Source organism: Nitrobacter sp. TKz-YC02 (genome assembly GCF_049852135.1).
GTDB classification, from domain to species: Bacteria; Pseudomonadota; Alphaproteobacteria; order Rhizobiales; family Xanthobacteraceae; genus Nitrobacter; species Nitrobacter vulgaris.
In genome coordinates this window covers 1,404,421-1,422,363 of record NZ_CP180728.1, presented here as the reverse complement: position 1 = coordinate 1,422,363, position 17,943 = coordinate 1,404,421, and the positions used below count along the sequence as shown (strand labels likewise).

The following is a 17,943-nucleotide window of genomic DNA, read 5'->3' as shown; positions in this document are numbered from 1 at the left end:
TCGTGCCAACGCTCTGATGATGGTTTTGATCCGGGCTATCGCGCACAAGCACCGGTCCGTCAATCATCGAATAGCATTGACAGTCTGCCACCGACCTGCCCGGCGGCCGACAACTTCGTCCGGTAACATAGTACTCGCGGCAAGTCAGGGTTTCAAATTCGGCGGCAACGGAGGAGGCTCGCGCATCAAGGTAATGGTCACGCGCCGATTTGCCGCCAGTGACGGATCATCCGGAAACAAAGGCATGCTGTCCGACTTGCCCGATACTGCGAAGATATGACTCGGAGGTAGCCCTTCCCGCTCAAGGATCTGACGAACAACGTTGGCGCGGTCCGCCGACAGGTCGAAGCCGTCATAATCGCTGCGCATTGCGATGAAGTTCGCAGCGGTATGGCCGGTAACTGAGATCCGAAACGGCGTCGCCGCGAGCGGAGCCGCAAGCTTACTGATCAACATCCGCGTCCGCTCATAAGGTTGTTTTGAACCCTCCGCGAACATGGACCGGCCATCCTGGTCAACGATTTCCAGGTTGAGGCCTTCCTTGGTTTCCTCGAACATGATGTGTTTGGAGAGCTCTGTCAGTTCCGGCATGTCCTGCAGCGCCTGTCGCAGCGACGCGGACGCAAGCGCGAACTCGCGATCCGTCTTGAGGCGAGCACCCGCAGTCTTGGAACGCTCCTGTTCGTCGGGGGTCGGGTTCGTGGAGGTTTCATCCGGCGGGACGCGCGCGGCGTTCTTCAGCTTGGGCCGCGTCGGCAGCCCATCCGATTCGATGATTCCGGAATATCGCACCTGGGTCTGGGAGCCGAAGGCATCGCGCATCGAACCCGCAACGATCTTGAGCTTTTGATTATCCATCGTGGAGAATGCGACAAGCATCACAAAGAAGCTCATCATAAGGCCCATCAGATCCGCGAACGTGACGAACCAGCCGTGCCCTCCGCCATGCGCATCGCCGCGCTTCTTTTTGGCCATCGCTGGTTTCCCGACTAGAGCCTTTCCGCTTCTGAAAGAATCAGAGGCGTGGCTCTATGATTTTTGATCTGACGCGTTGTCTTCACGCGAACCGGTATCCATTCTTGAAAACGCCTAGGCCGGAACCGGCTCGCCTTCTTCGTGGCGATGCTTTTCCGGCAAATAGGCCAGCAGCATTTCGCGCACCAGCGCCGGGCTCTTCGAATCCCGGATCATCAGGATGCCGTCTATGATCAAGGTACGATTGGTTTCCTCGTCCAGCAGCTTGCCGTGGAGCTTATCCGCGATCGGCAGGCAGAACAGGTTGGCGACGAGCGCGCCGTAAAGCGTCGCGAGCAGCGCGGTCGCCATGAATGGCCCCAGCTTGGAAGGATCGGTCATGTTGGCGAACATCTGCACCATGCCGATCAGAGTCCCGATCATGCCGAACGCCGGCGCGCAATCGCCGATTGCGCGGTAGATCTTGCTTCCCTCATCGAGGTGCATGAGAAAATTGTCGCGGTCGCGCTCGAGATTGTCGCGGATGAATTCGAGGTCGTAGCCGTCGGCGACGAAGCGGATTCCCTTGGCGAGGAACGGCTCGTTGGTCTCGACTTTCTCCAGACCTACCGGTCCCTGCTTGCGGGCGATCTCCGCAATCCGCGCCAGCTCATCGACAAGGTCGCGCGCCGACAGCCTGCTCATGGTGAAGGCGAACTTGGCGCCGAGCGGCAGGCCGTGCAGAATCGCACCGAGCGGGAAGCGGATCATCGTCGCGGCGATCGAACCACCGAAAATGATGATCATCGCATGTTCGCTGACGAACATGTGCAGATCGCCACCCATGAAGATCATCATGGCGACTACGATCATGCCGAAAGCAAGTCCGGCACCGGTCATGATATCCATGATGAACCCCACGCGTACTCGACCGGCCATCCTGGACGGCGGCGCGAACCGTTCTGAGTCACGCCTGGACACCCTAGCTTTTGCGCCATTAAAGACCCGTTACCGGAAAGGTAACTGTTGCCAATGTGTTAACGTCGAACCACAACAGCTCTAGACAAGAGATCAACGATGCCGTGGTGTCTTGTGCGGTGGCGCGCAGCCGGTAGGGGAATAGCGCTGGGGATCTCTAGCGTTTTCGAGCGAAGCATGTCCTGGAGCTTGACCCGAGGATGCACGCCGGTTCGCGTGAAGAAAAACGCGCTAGAGCCCCCGCATCCCATCTTCGATAGATAGATTGCCCGGTCGCCGCCGGCGACCAACGATCACTGAATATTTCCGCTCAAGCGCACAATGGCCCGGCTGCCCGGCTGCTTTCTGCAGGGTTTCTCAATGCGGGCGGGAGAGCCGGTTGTCTGGCTTGCGCTGCCGGACCGGAATGGTGGGCGAGCCAGCCTCGGCGGATGGCGAGGCTGCTCCCGCGGATGACGGCGCATCGGGAAACGTTTCCTGCACGGCCGCCTTGAGATCCTGATCACGATAGGATTTCCAACCGATCGGAAGGGTCAACAGAAAAATAATCGAGCCGAAGGAGAGGACAACCCAAGGGTAACTGATCAAGAGCGCGATGAAGAATACCACCGACACGAATACCGGCAGCACGAGCTCCGGCTGTACGCGCATCCCGACCGCTTTGCCGGAAAAGACCGGCAGCCGCGACACCATGAGGATCGCGATCAGCAACGTGTAAAACGCCGTTAATACCGCGGGGGGCTGCGGTATGCCGAGAAACGAAAGATAGATCGGCAGAAGCACAGCGATCGCACCCGCCGGCGCGGGAACGCCGGTGAAGAAATTCGCAGCGAAGGCCGGTTTGTTCGGATCATTCATCGTCGCATTGAAGCGGGCGAGCCGCAGACCGCCGCTGATCGCAAATATCATCGCTGCGATCCAGCCGACATTGCTGAGATCGTGCAGCTGCCAGAAGTAGAGGATCAGGCCGGGCGCTACGCCGAAATTGACGAAGTCGGCGAGACTGTCGAGTTCCGCGCCGAACTTCGACTGGCCCTTGATCATCCGAGCCACCCGTCCGTCGAGCCCGTCGAGCACGGCCGCGAATACGATGGCCGCGACCGCAAGCTCCATCCGTCCCTCGGTCGAGAGCCGGATCGCCGTTAGTCCCGCGCAAATCGCAAGCAGCGTGATGAAATTTGGCACCAGCATCCGTACCGGGATCGGACGAAACCGGCGGCGGCGCATCTCGGATGATTTCGGGTCGTATGACGTGTGCACGTCCCCCATATAGGAAGGCCTTGCCGGGGCTGCCATCCGCTAGGCACCCCGGCAAGGCACTCAACGGTCAACTGGTTCGAAAGGTCCGACTGCCGTCTGTTTGCTGGAAATCCGCCAACACCGTCTCGCCGGCGACCGCGGTCTGGCCTTCGGACACCAACAATTGCGTCCCCTCCGGCAGAAAGACGTCCAGCCGCGAGCCAAACCGGATCAGCCCGAAGCGTTCGCCCGCTTCGACCGTCTGTCCCTCATGCACGAAAGAGACGATACGGCGCGCAACCAGCCCCGCAATCTGGATCACGCCCACCGGCCCGTTATTCGGCGTTGAGATCACGAGTGCGTTGCGCTCGTTGTCCTCACTCGCTTTGTCGAGTTCGGCATTGATGAATTTGCCCGGGCGATAGGCAATCCGTTCGATCCGCCCCGCGACCGGACTGCGATTAACGTGGCAATTGAACACGCTCATGAAAATCGAAATGCGCTGCAGCGGCATCTCGCCAAGCTCGAGTTCGGCGGGCGGTACAACCGAAGCGATCATCGAGATTCGTCCGTCCGCGGGCGAGACGACAAGGCCCTCTCGGACTGGCGTCACACGGGCGGGATTGCGGAAGAAAAGCGCACACCAAATTGTCAGCAGCGTTCCGATCCAGCCCAGCGGGCTCCAGATCCAGAACAAGATGATGGTGGCCAATGCAAAGCCACCGACGAAGGGATACCCCTTCGGATGAATCGGCGAAATCTGCGCTCGCACGGATCTGGCGCTGGAGCGAACGGATTTCGCGACGGATAGGAGAGTCTGTCGATCTATGGGCATGAGCACCTAATGATATGGAATGAACCTGAGGTGAAGGTGACTTATGAAAACACGATCGACCCTCGATCAGCCCCGTTTAGTCCGATGCCTGATTCGGGAGGGTCACCTTGGACCTATTCTACCCCGCCGCGGCGGTTGGCGCCACCAGGGGATCGTCCACAGGAGGTGGGGCGCGATTCGGGGTGCCCTCGTCCTCGCCGATCAACGCAAGCCTCTCCCGCGCCTCCTCGGCCTCACGTTGCCTATTCCACATGCTCGCGTAAAGACCCTCCGCCGCTAGAAGCTCGGCATGGGTTCCCCGCTCGGCAATTCGCCCCCGATCAAGCACGATGATCTCGTCGGCGCCCACAATGGTGGAGAGCCGGTGCGCGATCACCAGCGAAGTCCGGTTGCGCGAGACCCGTTCGAGAGCCTCCTGGATTTCGTGCTCGGTGTGGCTATCGAGCGCCGACGTCGCCTCGTCCAATACGAGGATGGGGGGCGCCTTCAGCACCGTGCGCGCGATCGCCACGCGCTGTTTCTCGCCGCCTGACAATTTTAGTCCGCGCTCGCCGACCTCGGTCTCATAGCCTTTAGGCGACATCCTGATGAAGTCGTCGATTTGCGCCGTTCTGGCGGCAGCCTCGACCTCCGCGTCCGACGCGTCCCAGCGGCCATAGCGGATGTTGTAGCGGATGGTATCGTTGAACAGCACGGTGTCCTGCGGCACCATCCCGATCACCGCGCGCAAGGACTCCTGCGTAACGTCGCGGATATCCTGACCGTCGATCAGGATACGGCCGCCAGAAACGTCGTAAAGCCGGAACAGCAACCGCGACAGCGTCGATTTTCCAGCTCCCGAAGGCCCCACGATGGCCACCGTTTTTCCCGCAGGTACATCGAACGTCAAACCCTTGAGGATCGGGCGGTCCGGATCGTAGGCAAACCGCACATCCTCAAACCTCACCGACCCCCGCTCGATGCGTAGCGGTTGCGCACCCGCACGATCCTGCACCTCCGCACGGCGGGTCAGCACAGCGAACATCTTTTCGATATCGATGATCGCCTGCTTGATCTCGCGATAGACCATACCCATTAGGTTGAGCGGCTGGTAAAGCTGAATCATCATGGCATTGACCATGACGAAATCGCCCACCGTATGAGTGCCATTGCGCACGCCGAGCGCGCACATGATCATGACCGCCGTCAGCCCGGCCGTGTAGATCACCGCCTGCCCCGCATTCAGAACCGCCAGCGACGTATAGGTCTGCACGCTTGCCGTCTCGAAGCGCTCCATCGATCGGTCATAGCGCTTTGCTTCACGCGTCTCGGCGCTGAAATACTTTACCGTCTCGTAGTTCAAAAGCGAATCGATCGCCTTGGTGTTGGCATCGGAGTCGGAGTCGTTCATCCGGCGGCGGATTTCGATACGCCATTGCGTCGCCTTGTAGGTGAAGACCATGTAGACCATGACAGTCACCAGCGTCACCAGAACGTAGCGCCAGTCGAATTGCCAAAGCAGTACGCCCGTGAGCAATCCGACTTCGACCGCCGTCGGAACGAGCTGAAGGATAACGAGCCGCACCATCTCTTCGATGCCGTTGCGACCCCGCTCGAGCACGCGCGTCAACCCGCCGGTCTTGCGTTCGAGATGAAACCGCAGCGACAGCTCGTGCATGTGGACGAACGTCCGATAAGCCAGCCTGCGCACCGCGTGCATCGCGACCTTGGCAAAGATGCCGTCGCGCCATTGGGTAAGCAGCGCCATCAGCACACGGACGGAGCCGTAAGCCAGCGTCATCGCGAGCGGCGACACGATCAGCCACATCGCCCAATTTTCGGGCTGCACGGGCGCACTTCCTGGGCCGTTCAGCGCATCGACCGCCCATTTGAACGTGAAAGGAACGACCAGGGTCGCGACTTTTGCCGCAAGCAACAGCGCCAACGACCATACCACGCGCATCTTCAGGTCGGCGCGGTCTCCGGGCCACATATAGGGCCACAGATGCAAGAGCGCCCTGCCGAGGGTCGCGTTCCGGGTGGGGTCCGCTGAAGGTTTCGCCGGCACGGTTGCCTGATGGAAAGCCGCCTCAGGCATCGCTTAGGCCTGAGCCCGGAAATGGCGTCCGCAGCCGCAAATATCGTCTAGTCGAGGTCATATATCCAAGTCATATAGAGCCTTTGGATGCTGCATGCACCCTTACCCGGCAATTCTTTTCGCTACGGAGGCCACCTGCAGGCACTTGACCCCGTGCCGGCAATAGCCGAGCCTTGACGCTGCAATTGTTCTGGGCCACATCGATTCCATGAACACCATCAAAACGGTCTGCGTCTATTGCGGCTCAGGCCCCGGTACAAATCCCCAGTTTGTCGAAGCCGCCCTCGCTTTTGGTAGAGCGCTCGCCCGGAACAAGGTCGGGCTGGTCTATGGCGGCGGCTCGGTCGGGCTGATGGGCGCCATCGCGACCTCGACTCTCGATCACGGCGGATTCGTTACCGGCATTATTCCGGATTTCTTGACCGCACGCGAACATGCGCTGTCGCGCGTGCAGGAGATGATCGTCACCCGCGATATGCACGAACGCAAGCGCCTAATGTTCGAGCGCTCGGACGCGTTCGTCGCCCTGCCAGGCGGGGTCGGCACGCTAGAGGAACTGGTTGAGCAGCTCACCTGGCAGCAGCTCGGACGACACAGCAAACCGATCATGCTGGCAAATGTCGACGGTTTCTGGGAGCCGCTGCTCGCTCTGCTCGCTCATATGAGGGATACCGCCTTCATCCGACCCACGCTCGCAGTGAATGTCCTGCAGGCCGACCACGTGGAGGACATCCTGCCGAAACTCCGCATCGCCGCGAGCGGCACGCTGGACTCGAAACATATGCCGGCCGACGTCGCCGACCGACTATAACTGAACGGCAACGGGATCGTTTACGGTGACGCGCCGGACTTCACCAGCTTGTAAAAAACCGAATCCATCAGGGCCTGAAACGACGCATCGATGATATTGGGCGACACGCCGATCGTGGTCCAGCGCTCGCCCTCCTCGTCCTCGCTCTCGAGCAGTACCCGCGTCACGGCTTCCGTGCCTCCGTTGAGGATACGCACGCGATAATCGATCAGCTTCAGCCCCTCGATGTATTTCTGATATTTGCCGAGATCCTTGCGCAAGGCGACATCGAGCGCGTTGACAGGACCGTTACCTTCGGCGGCCGAAATCAGGGGCTGGCCGTCGACCCTCACCTTCACGACCGCCATCGCAACAGTGATGCGCTGACCGTGGGAATTATAGCGCTGCTCGACGTTGACATCGAACTGCTCGACGTCGAAATACTCCGGCACGCGGCCGAGCGTGCGCCGCGCCAAGAGGTCGAACGACGCGTTCGCGGATTCGTAGGCGTAGCCCGCCGCCTCGCGCTCCTTCATCTCCTGGATCAGCCGCCCGAGCTTCGGATCGTTTCTGTCGAACGCGATGTTGGCGCGCTCAAGTTCGGCAAGCACGTTTGAACGGCCGGCCTGATCCGATACCAGCACCTTGCGGCGGTTGCCGACCGATTCCGGCGGGACATGCTCGTACGTCGTAGGATCCTTGAGGATCGCAGACGCATGAATGCCGGTCTTGGTAACGAACGCGCTTTCGCCGACGTAGGGCGCATGCCGGTTCGGCGCGCGGTTGAGCATGTTGTCGAGCGTGCGCGACACCTGCGTCAGAGCCGCAAGCCGATCCTCGGTTACCCCGATGTCGAAGAGGTCGGCGAATTCTTTCTTTAACTTCAGCGTCGGGATCAACGAACAGAGATTGGCATTGCCGCAGCGTTCGCCGAGGCCATTCAGGGTACCCTGAATTTGCCGCGCCCCTGCGCGCACCGCGGCAAGGGAATTGGCGACCGCCTGCTCTGTGTCATTATGAGCGTGGATGCCTAGATGGCTGCCGGGGACGTGCCTCGTCATCTCGCGAACCGTCGCCTCGATCTCGTTCGGCATGGTGCCGCCATTGGTGTCGCACAGCACCACCCACCGCGCGCCGGACTCGTAAGCCGCCATGGCACAGGCCAGCGCGAACACCGGGTCTTCCCTGTAGCCGTCAAAAAAATGCTCGCAGTCCACCATGACCTCGCGGCCAACTGCTGTGGCTGCCTTCACGCTGTCGCGGATCGACGCCAGGTTTTCGTCGTTCGTGGTTTCGAGCGCGACCCTGACCTGATAGGCGGACGATTTCGCGACAAAGCAGATCGCATCCGCCTCGGCCGCGATCAGCGCGGCCAGCCCGGGATCGTTGGAGGCCGATCGACCAGGACGGCGCGTCATGCCGAAAGCGGTGAACCGCGCATGGCGAAGCGTTGGCTTCTGCGAAAAAAACTCGGTATCGGTCGGATTAGCGCCGGGATAGCCGCCCTCGACATAGTCGATGCCGAGATCGTCCAGCATCTTCGCGATCACCTGCTTGTCCTGCAACGTGAAATCGACGCCGTTGGTTTGGGCTCCGTCCCGCAACGTGGTGTCGAACAGATAGAGGCGTTCGCGACTCATGCCGCCCCTCCCTCCGCCAGCGTCTTTTTCATCGTTGTATTGGCCAGCCACTCGTCGCCGATCGTCACCGAATTGCGTTGCATCGCGACGTAGCCGCGCTTGGCGAAGAATCGCTCCGCCGTATCGCTGGCTTCTACGGTCAGCGCCGTAGCGCCGCGCGCGCCGGCAAGCTTCTCGAGCGCATCGCACAGCGCGGTCGCGACCCCATGCCTCACAGCGCCCGGATGGACATAGAGCATGTCGATGTGATCGGTGCCCTTGAGCGACGCGAAGCCAACCGGTGAACTCTGAAGCGTCGCCACCAGCGTCAGTTCGCGCGCGAGCCGCGCGCCGAATTTGTCCTCATCATCCGCAGCGGCAGCCCAGGCGATCTGCTGCGCCTCGCTGTAGTCGTCGCCGGTCAGTTCCTCCACGCTGGCGACAAAGATCGCCGCCAGCACGGGAACATCGGCGGGCAGCATCGGCCGCAGCGCAGGTTTGGGAAGCGCCTGTCCCATGGCGTCAAAAAACTCCGAACAGACGGACGACCAGCACGACCGCCGCGACGATCACCGCCCACTTGATGAAAATGTAATAGCGCCAGTGTTTCGGAAACGGCGTCTCCGGCTTGGTCATCGCGCGATCTCCCATGTCGTCACCGGCTTGCCGTCGGCGTCCTTACCGTCCTTCAGCACCACGCCCATGGCGGCGAGTTCGTCGCGGATGCGGTCGGATTCCTTGAAGTCCTTTCGCGCGCGGGCGGCAGCGCGCTCCCGAATGAACGCCTCGACGGCGTCGTTATCAACGTCATGCCCCTCGGTTCGACGTGAGCGCCATTGCGTGGCTGTTTGTGTCAAAAGGCCGAGGATGTTCGCCGACGCCTTCAACATTTCAGGGGCGGGCGATTGCCCCATCGATGTCAGACCCGCCATCATCTCACCGGCGACAGCCGGATGGGCCAGTCGATGCAATTCCGAAATCGCCTTCGGTGTATTCATATCATCGCCGAACGCATCGAGAGTCTCAGCGGATATCTGGCCTGCCTCGACATCGCCGATCGCGTCATACCAGCGATCCAGCATCTTTTCGGCTTCCTGAAGTCCCTGAACGGTCCAGTCGAGCGGCGATCTGTAATGGGTCTTCAGCATCGCAAGCCGCAACACCTCACCCGGCCACTTCCGTCCGCCAAACTTTTCCGTGGTCAGCAACTCGTTGATGGTGAAGAAGTTGCCGAGACTCTTCGACATCTTCTCGCCTTCGACCTGCAGGAAGCCGTTGTGCATCCAATAGTTCGCCATGGCGTGCGCGCCGTGGGCGCAGCGCGACTGCGCGATCTCGTTTTCGTGGTGAGGAAAGATCAGGTCGAGGCCGCCGCCGTGGATATCGAAGACCTCGCCGAGATAGGCCGCGCTCATGGCCGAGCATTCGATGTGCCAGCCGGGACGACCCCTGCCCCACGGGCTGTCCCAGCCCGGCTCGTCATCTGAAGACAGTTTCCACAGCACGAAATCGGCCGGATTCCTCTTGTGCGCGTCCACCGCGACCCGCGCGCCAGCCTTCTGCTCATCCAGCCTGCGGCCTGACAGCAGCCCGTAGTCCGGCATCGACTGCACGTCGAACAGCACCTCGCCGTCGGCCTCATAAGCATGGCCGCGCGCGATCAGCTGCTTGATCAGCGTCACCATGTCAGCCTTGCCGTCGGAGCGCGGAGCCACGAATTCGGTGGCGCGCGGCTGATGCGTCGGCGGCAGGCAGCCAAGCGCCACGACATCAGCCTGAAACTGCGCGGCTGTCTTTTCGGTGACCTTGCGGATCGCCTCGTTCAGCGGCAGGCCCGGAAAATCCCGCCCCGCGCGGTCGTTGATCTTGTCGTCGACGTCGGTGATGTTGCGGACGTAGGTGACATGGTCGGCGCCGTAGACGTGTCGCAGCAGCCGGAACAGCACGTCGAATACGATGACCGGCCGCGCATTGCCGATATGGGCAAAGTCGTAGACGGTCGGACCGCAGACATACATCCGCACGTTCGACGGATCGATCGGCGTGAAAACACGCTTTTCCTTCGTCAGCGTATCGTAAAGACGCAGTTCCATAGAATCCCGCTCCAAACCGCCGGGCGTCCAGTGCTCTGTTGTGAGAAAAGACGGCCTGGGCCAGCGAATCGCTAGCCCGTAATCTCGCGGCAAATGCCATAAATGGCGAGGAAACCGTTCATTCCGGTCAACATGGAACAGCTGGGGTACATCGTCAAGTTGCGCCCCATAAACGCCTTATTTCGCCGCGAAATCGCCCCGTATTCCCCGTGGCGAACTCCACCATCACCTTCTCCTTTTCCCGGCCCATCATGCATATTCTCCCCGCAGTTCGGGTTTTTCCCGTTATTCTGGCAGGCGTGGCTCTCTTTGCAGCCACCGCGTGCGCCGACAGCCGCATCTTCATCATTGCCAACCACGCCGACGGGTATGGCGTTGACCAGTGCCTTGCCCAAGGCGAAAGCTGCGGAGCCCACGCCGCGCATTCCTACTGCCGGTCACGCGATTTTGCACAAGCCATCGCTTACAGACGCGTCCGGCCTGACGAGATGACGGATTCGATTCGAGGGTCCACAAATTCCTGTCGGCACAGCGGCTGCAACGAGTACGTCGCAATTACCTGTCAACGTTGATGCGCCGATTCATAGCAGGAAAACCTGTGTTGCACCCAAGGCCGCCACACTCGTGCCCCGGAAACGACGTGACGCTGCCGCGAGAAGCGGATAAGACACGGCCACGCTGGCGAACGGCCATCTGAGTAACGCATCCAGCCTGCACCATCAGCGTGTCGCAACGCAATCAGGCTCGCTGGTTGCTGAAAAGATCATCGCGATGGGCTCGTTGTGCGGAAGACAGTTCCTCTTCGTAGAGCAAATTTGCAGAATCGCTCCGGGATCGCTCTGATGGCGGATCATGCCTGACCTTTCCTTTGCCAGCACGATAAGAATATTGGCTTGCGTTGTCGGCATTGCGGGCGCGGCGGCCGATGCCTTGGCGCAAGGCGTTCCGCCAGGGGTCAATCCGATTTGCCCGCGGCTCGAGGCGCAGCTCGTAAGCATCGACCGCGGCGGCACCGATCCTGCGCGAGCCGGACAGATCCGGCGCTATGAGGAGGCAGCAGGCCGGCAACAGGCCGAGCTCGAACACGTCATCGCGCAAGCGAGGAGCACGGGCTGCGACAGTTCAGGATTCTTTCAGCTCTTTAACGCCCAGTCGGCACAATGCGGACCGGTCACCCACCAGATCCAGCGCATGCGGACCAACCTCCAGCAGATTACCACCAACCTGGAGCGGCTGCGGGCCGGCAACGGCGCCAGCCCCGAGCGCGACAGTCAGCGCCGTTCCGTGCTGATTGCACTGGCCCAGAACAATTGCGGCCCGCAATATGCGGCAGCCGTGCGGAACCAGGGCTCCTTCTTCGACGACCTGTTCGGCAACCACTCCGACAATCAGACGATCCTGCCGCCAGTCGATTCGGGCGCGCAATCCGGAACCTATCGGACCGTCTGCGTACGTTCGTGCGACGGTTTTTACTTTCCGATCTCGTTCGCCACCACTCCGAGCCGGTTTTCCGACGACGAGCGGACCTGCAAGAATCTTTGTCCTGCGGCAGACGCCGCGCTGTACGCGTATCGCAATCCCGGCGAAGATATGAATCAGGCAGTCTCTACTAGCGGGCAACCTTATTCGTCGTCGCCGAACGCATTTCGATACCGCCAGGAGTTCAATCCGTCGTGCTCGTGCAAGGCTGCGGGCCAGACATGGGCGGAAGCGTTGAAGGGACTTGACGACAAGGCGACGGCCGCCCAGCAGGGCGACATCATCGTCACGGAAGACGGCGCGCGGAAGATCTCACAGCCGACCGGAGACAAAGGTTCGCAAAAGAAAAACTCAGCGGCGAAAGCCGATGCACCCCAGACCAGCCCTGCGGATACTGCGCCGACCGCCTCCACACCCTCGAACAAGCCGATCCGGTCGGTGGGGCCAACGTTCATACCCGCGCATTAGAGCGGGATGAAAATTGGATGGCGGTTTGCCATTCGCGCTGGCCGGCCCTTCGGGGCGGGGTCATACTCTGATTTCAGCCGTCATCCCTCGAAGGCTTCCGCCGAAACCGTCCCCGACCGCGAGACGAGATTCTCATCCGGTGCCGGCAATGGTTTACCGGAATCGCGAAACCGGTTGGTGATCGGATAGCGCCGGTCGCGACCGAAATTTCGGCGCGTGACCTTGACGCCCGGCGCCGCCTGGCGACGCTTGTATTCGGCGGCGGTCAGCAAGCGGTCGACTCGCACGACCACATCGCGGTCGAACCCTTCCGCGACGATCGACGCCAGCGGCTCCTCCCGCTCGACCAGTCGCTCGAGAATCGCGTCGAGTAGCTCATAGGGCGGCAGCGAATCCTGATCGAGCTGGCTCTCGCGCAACTCGGCCGTCGGCGGCCTCGCGATGATGCTTGGCGGGATCACCTCGCCCGATGGACCAAGCGCGCCGTCCGGCTTCCACGCGTTGCGCAGGCTTGCCAGCCGGAACACCTCGGTCTTGTAGATATCCTTGATCGGATTGAAGCCGCCGTTCATGTCACCGTACAGCGTGGCATAACCCACCGACATTTCCGATTTGTTGCCGGTGGTTACCACCATCGCACCCAGCTTGTTGGACATCGCCATCAGAAGCGTGCCGCGGGCGCGAGACTGCAGGTTCTCCTCCGTGATATCGCGGGGGAATCCCGCGAACGTGCCCAAGAGAATCTCCTCGAAACCATTCACTGCCGGCGCGATCGGCAGCACGTCGTAGCGAATGCCGAGCGCCTTTGCGAGCGTCGCAGCATCGTCGAGCGAGACCTGCTCGGTATAGCGGAACGGCAGCATGACGCCGTGGACGCACTCCGCTCCAAGAGCATCGACGGCGATGGCCGCACATAAGGCCGAGTCGATGCCGCCCGACACGCCGAGCAGAACGCCGGGAAACCCGTTCTTCTGCACATAGTCGCGCAAGCCCAGCACACACGCGGCATAGTCGGCTTCGTCACCGTCGATCTGGGGGGCGACAGGTCCGTTGCAGTGCCATCCTGCCGCGGACCTGGTCCATTGCAGGGTGATGATGCTTTCTTCGAAGGCTGGAAGCTGCGCCGCCAACGAGCGATCAGCATTCAGCACAAAAGATGCACCGTCAAACACCAACTCATCCTGACCGCCGACCTGATTGAGGTAGACCAGCGGCAGATCGCTCTCTGTCACGCGCGCGACCGAGATCGACAGCCTGATGTCGCTCTTGCCTTTTGCGTAGGGCGAGCCGTTGGGAACGACGAGAATTTCCGCGCCGGTCTCCGCCAGGCACTCGACGACGTTCTCGTACTCGGCGGATTCTTCGACCCAGGTATCTTCGCAAATCGGCACGCCGATCCGCACGCCCCGAATTTTCAGGGGTCCCCCAACCGGTCCCCGCGCGAATACGCGCTTTTCATCGAACACGCCGTAGTTCGGCAGATTGACCTTGAAGCGGATCGCCGCGACCCGCCCCTCGTCCAGCAACGCATACGCATTATAGAGTTTGCCGCCATCGACCCATGGCGTACCGATCAGCATGGCCGGGCCGCCGTCGGAGGTCTCCCGCGCGAGACCTTCGATCGCCTCGCGGCAGGCAGCCTGGAACGCTGGCCTCAGAACCAGATCCTCGGGCGGATAGCCGGCAATAAACAGCTCCGGAAGCGCCACCAGCGCGGCCCCGTCGGCCTTGGCCTGGGCGCGCGCCGCGCGAGCCTTGGCGGCATTGCCGGCAATGTCTCCAATCGTCGGATTCAATTGGCCGAGCGTGATCTTGAAGGTTGTTTCGGTCATGGACGCTTGTTACCCGCCCGGCGTCTCAGAAACCAGAGACCGCCGGAATAGGTTTCACCTTTCCGTTCCGATCGTGCCTCAGCAACTCGGCAATGAGGAATGCCATGTCGATCGACTGCTCGGCGTTCAGGCGCGGATCACAGACGGTGTGATAGCGGTCGTTAAGATCCTCGTCCGTGATCGCGCGCGCGCCACCGATGCACTCGGTGACGTTCTGCCCGGTCATCTCCAGATGAACGCCGCCAGCGTGCGTGCCCTCCGCGGCATGGATACTAAAGAACGACTTGACCTCCGACAGGATGCGGTCGAACGGACGGGTCTTGTAGCCGCTCGTCGACGTGATGGTGTTGCCGTGCATCGGATCGCATGACCACACGACAGCACGGCCCTCGCGCTTCACCGTGCGGATCAGTTGCGGCAGATAATCGGCCACCTTGTCCGAGCCGAAGCGGCCGATGAGCGTCAAGCGCCCCGGTTCATTCTCAGGATTTAGCACGTCGATCAGCTTCAAAAGTTCGTCCGGCTTGAGCGACGGGCCACACTTCAGCCCGATCGGATTCTTGATGCCGCGGAAATACTCGATGTGGCCATGATCAAGCTGGCGGGTGCGATCGCCGACCCAGATCATGTGGCCTGACGTCGCGTACCAGTCGCCGGTCGTGGAATCGACCCGCGTCAAGGCCTGCTCGTAACCAAGCAGCAGCGCTTCGTGACTGGTATAGATGTCGGTCGACCGCAGTTCCGGGTGGCTCTCAAGGTTGAGCCCGCAGGCGCGCATGAAATTGAGCGCGTCGAAAATACGATCGGCCAACTCCTTGTAGCGGCGCGACTGCTGGGAGTCCTTCAGAAAACCAAGCATCCACTGATGCACGCTGCCAAGATTGGCAAACCCCCCGGTCGCGAAGGCACGCAGCAGGTTTAGCGTCGCCGCCGACTGCCTATAAGCCATGATCTGACGGTGTGGATCGGGTATTCGCGACTGAGCGCTGAACGCAATGTCGTTCACGATGTCGCCGCGGTAGCTCGGCAATTCGACGCCGTCGATCTTCTCCATCGGAGACGAGCGCGGCTTGGCAAACTGGCCGGCAATCCGGCCGACCTTCACAACCGGCAACGCGCCGGCATAAGTCAGAACCACCGCCATCTGTAGCAGCACACGGAAGAAGTCGCGGATGTTGTTGGCACCGTGCTCGGCGAAGCTCTCGGCGCAGTCTCCGCCCTGCAGTAAAAATGCCTCGCCGTTTGCGACTCGGGCCAAGGCTTTCTTCAGGTTGCGCGCCTCACCCGCAAACACCAGCGGCGGAAACGTAGCAAGCTGCGCCTCGACTTCGCCCAATGCCTTCGTGTCCGGATAAACCGGAACCTGCTGCACGGGCTTGGTGCGCCAGCTATCGGGTGCCCAGCGCTCGGACATAAGGTCAACTCCTGAGCAAAAACCGTCACTTAACGGGGATGAAGACCGGTATATACACTCACCGGCCGGGCCGCGCCAGTTGGCATTAAGTTTTGCCGCACAAGGCGTTGTGATAAAAGGAATACTTTCTTCCGACTTATCGAGAAAGACCCCGACCCTGATCAGCGTCGGACAACAGCTGCTTCCAGGTATGTTGCCGGATCAAAGTCCTCAATACCCACGGGGTTTGGTCCGAACGTTTACTCGCTGCTTTCACGCACATGGCGTTCAGTGGGCGTCCGCATCGTCACGAGTTCTTCGGCCGCCGTGGGATGCAAGGCCATGGTGGCGTCGAAATCGGACTTGGTCGCCTTCATTTTGATCGCAATGCCGAGAACCTGCACCATCTCGGCCGCGCTATCGCCGACGATGTGGCAACCCAGCACACGATCCGTCGTCGCATCCACGACAAGCTTCATCAGGATACGGGTATCGCGACCAGACAATGTCGCTTTCATCGGACGGAAGGTCGTCTTGTAGATATCGACGTGGGTGAACTGCGCGCGAGCCTGCGCTTCGGTCAAACCCACCGTGCCGACCTCGGGCTGGGAAAAGACCGCAGTCGGAACATCCGCATGATCCACGCGCGTGGGCTTGTTCCCGAACACCGTATCCGCAAACGCGTGCCCTTCCCGGATGGCAACCGGCGTCAGGTTGAAGCGATGCGTGACATCACCGACCGCATGGATATGCGGCACGTTCGTTTGCGAAAAGCCGTCAACGGCAATGCCGCCGTTCTGCGGGTTGACGGCAACGCCTGCCTTCTCGAGGCCGAGATTTGCAACGTTTGGATGCCGGCCGATTGCAAACAGCACCTGATCGGAGGCAATGCTCGACTCATTCGATAAATGAGACGTGAACTCGTCGCCGTGCCGATCGACCCTTTCGACGATGCAACCCGTCAGGATCGTGATGCCGTTCTTTTCCATTTCGGCGCGGACATGAGCGCGGACGTCATGGTCGAAGCCGCGCAGGATATTATCGCCGCGATAGATCAGGGTCACATCGCTGCCGAACCCGGCAAAGATGCAGGCGAACTCGAGAGCGATATATCCGCCGCCCTGAATCGCAATTCGCTTCGGCAGCTCCGCGAGATGAAACACCTCGTTGGAAGAGATCACGTGCTCGATGCCGGGAATGGCACGTCCGTGGTTGGGCGCGCCCCCTGTTGCGATCAGCACATGCTTCGAACGGATCGTCTCACCAGTCGTTAGTCGGAGCGTGTGCGCATCCTCAAAGACCGCCCTCGTCTTGACGACCCGCACGCCCGCCTTCTCGAGGGTAGACGTGTAAGCCGCCTCGAGCCGGGCAATCTCCTTGTCCTTGTTAGCGATCAGCGTCGGCCAATCGAACGTTGCGGACGAAATCGACCAGCCAAAACCAGCGGCATCCTCGATGTCGTGGCGGATATGAGAGCCGTAGACCAATAGCTTCTTCGGCACGCACCCCCGGATGACGCAGGTACCGCCCATCCGGTATTCTTCCGCAATCATGACGCGCGCGCCATACCCGGCGGCGATGCGCGCGGCGCGAACGCCGCCCGACCCACCGCCTATGACGATCAGATCGACGTCGAAATTAGCCACGCTGAGGAGCCAGCCGAACTCAGATTTCCTTGCCGCGCTTGCGCATTTCCGCGCGGAATTCGCCATTGACGACATCCGCGAACTGCTGTGCCCATTCGTTCATGTATTTCATGCTCGCCTCGATCGCCTTGGGCTCCTCCGTGATCAGCTTTTGCCCCAGCGCAGACTTGTAGAACGTGACAAGGTCCTTCAACTCCTGCTCCGTGAAATGACTGGCATAAATCTTTGCCATGCCGTCGCCGATCTCCTTCTCACGGCCCGCCAGCGACTTGGCAACGATCAGGGCAACCTCGTTGAGATCCTTCTGATAGTTCAGGTTGGCTTGAAGCAGCGTGGTCTTGGTCCGCTCGACCATGCCCGGAATGGCATTTGCGTATATCGCCCCCGCGTGCTTCAGCGTCAGAAGTTCCTTGGCCGAAGCGACGGCGGCGGCCGTCGGCTGGCTGGCTTGCTGAGCTTGTGCAAGGGCTGGGAACGCCAGCGCCACGGCAAGACAAGCTGCTGGCAGAAACTTTGAAAGACACCTCATCTCAATTCTCC

The 17,943-nt window shown here is 60.9% G+C and carries 15 protein-coding genes; 3 read left to right on the top strand and 12 right to left on the bottom strand.

Annotated elements, in window-relative coordinates:
• Nucleotides 1-144: 144 nt before the first annotated feature.
• The 5 genes from ACM561_RS06630 to ACM561_RS06610 form a co-directional block, all read right to left on the bottom strand.
• A complete protein-coding gene (locus tag ACM561_RS06630; RefSeq protein ID WP_425908924.1) occupies nucleotides 145-975 on the bottom strand; it encodes a flagellar motor protein MotB in 831 nt (276 codons plus the stop codon).
• A gap of 114 nt (nucleotides 976-1,089) precedes the next feature.
• A complete protein-coding gene (locus ACM561_RS06625; protein ID WP_425908923.1) occupies nucleotides 1,090-1,863 on the bottom strand; it encodes a motility protein A in 774 nt (257 codons plus the stop codon).
• A 426-nt stretch (nucleotides 1,864-2,289) separates the two neighbouring features.
• Entirely contained in the window at nucleotides 2,290-3,159 is an 870-nt protein-coding gene (gene pssA / locus ACM561_RS06620; protein ID WP_425909668.1) for a CDP-diacylglycerol--serine O-phosphatidyltransferase, read from the bottom strand.
• A 100-nt stretch (nucleotides 3,160-3,259) separates the two neighbouring features.
• Complete coding sequence (locus tag ACM561_RS06615) at nucleotides 3,260-4,006, bottom strand: phosphatidylserine decarboxylase (protein ID WP_425908921.1); 747 nt, start codon at nucleotides 4,004-4,006, stop codon at nucleotides 3,260-3,262.
• A 118-nt stretch (nucleotides 4,007-4,124) separates the two neighbouring features.
• The gene (locus tag ACM561_RS06610; protein ID WP_425908920.1) at nucleotides 4,125-6,083 is read right to left on the bottom strand and encodes an ABCB family ABC transporter ATP-binding protein/permease; all 1,959 of its coding nucleotides are present in this window, start codon (nucleotides 6,081-6,083) and stop codon (nucleotides 4,125-4,127) included.
• Between the two features lie 208 nt (nucleotides 6,084-6,291).
• On the opposite strand from ACM561_RS06610, the gene ACM561_RS06605 reads away from it, so the two are divergent.
• Entirely contained in the window at nucleotides 6,292-6,894 is a 603-nt protein-coding gene (locus tag ACM561_RS06605; protein ID WP_425908918.1) for a TIGR00730 family Rossman fold protein, read from the top strand.
• Between the two features lie 20 nt (nucleotides 6,895-6,914).
• On the opposite strand, the gene cimA is transcribed toward ACM561_RS06605, so the two are convergent.
• From cimA to cysS, 3 genes are all read right to left on the bottom strand, one after another.
• A complete protein-coding gene (gene cimA / locus ACM561_RS06600; RefSeq protein WP_425908917.1) occupies nucleotides 6,915-8,513 on the bottom strand; it encodes a citramalate synthase in 1,599 nt (532 codons plus the stop codon).
• Nucleotides 8,510-9,010: a GNAT family N-acetyltransferase gene (locus ACM561_RS06595; protein WP_425908916.1), complete on the bottom strand. Its 501-nt coding sequence runs from the start codon at nucleotides 9,008-9,010 to the stop codon at nucleotides 8,510-8,512. The genes cimA and ACM561_RS06595 overlap by 4 nt, the downstream gene beginning before the upstream one ends.
• 114 nt (nucleotides 9,011-9,124) lie before the next feature.
• Nucleotides 9,125-10,585: a cysteine--tRNA ligase gene (gene cysS / locus ACM561_RS06590; protein WP_425908914.1), complete on the bottom strand. Its 1,461-nt coding sequence runs from the start codon at nucleotides 10,583-10,585 to the stop codon at nucleotides 9,125-9,127.
• 299 nt (nucleotides 10,586-10,884) lie between these two features.
• Between cysS and ACM561_RS06585 the strand changes: the two genes are divergently transcribed.
• A complete protein-coding gene (locus tag ACM561_RS06585) occupies nucleotides 10,885-11,157 on the top strand; it encodes a hypothetical protein (protein WP_309775390.1) in 273 nt (90 codons plus the stop codon).
• 280 nt (nucleotides 11,158-11,437) lie between these two features.
• Nucleotides 11,438-12,532 (top strand): DUF2865 domain-containing protein, encoded by a 1,095-nt coding sequence (locus ACM561_RS06580; RefSeq protein WP_425908913.1) that lies wholly within the window; start codon nucleotides 11,438-11,440, stop codon nucleotides 12,530-12,532.
• A gap of 80 nt (nucleotides 12,533-12,612) precedes the next feature.
• On the opposite strand, the gene ACM561_RS06575 is transcribed toward ACM561_RS06580, so the two are convergent.
• The 4 genes from ACM561_RS06575 to ACM561_RS06560 all read right to left on the bottom strand — a co-directional run bounded on the left by ACM561_RS06575 (nucleotide 12,613) and on the right by ACM561_RS06560 (nucleotide 17,932).
• Nucleotides 12,613-14,364 carry an NAD+ synthase gene (locus ACM561_RS06575; protein ID WP_425908911.1) on the bottom strand — a complete coding sequence of 584 codons (1,752 nt, stop codon included), beginning with the start codon at nucleotides 14,362-14,364 and terminating at the stop codon, nucleotides 12,613-12,615.
• Nucleotides 14,365-14,389: 25 nt separating this feature from the next.
• A complete protein-coding gene (locus tag ACM561_RS06570) occupies nucleotides 14,390-15,778 on the bottom strand; it encodes a class II 3-deoxy-7-phosphoheptulonate synthase (RefSeq protein ID WP_425908909.1) in 1,389 nt (462 codons plus the stop codon).
• A gap of 239 nt (nucleotides 15,779-16,017) precedes the next feature.
• Nucleotides 16,018-17,403 carry a glutathione-disulfide reductase gene (gene gor, locus ACM561_RS06565; RefSeq protein ID WP_425908907.1) on the bottom strand — a complete coding sequence of 462 codons (1,386 nt, stop codon included), beginning with the start codon at nucleotides 17,401-17,403 and terminating at the stop codon, nucleotides 16,018-16,020.
• 19 nt (nucleotides 17,404-17,422) lie between these two features.
• A complete protein-coding gene (locus ACM561_RS06560) occupies nucleotides 17,423-17,932 on the bottom strand; it encodes a DUF2059 domain-containing protein (RefSeq protein ID WP_079446267.1) in 510 nt (169 codons plus the stop codon).
• Nucleotides 17,933-17,943 lie beyond the last annotated feature (11 nt).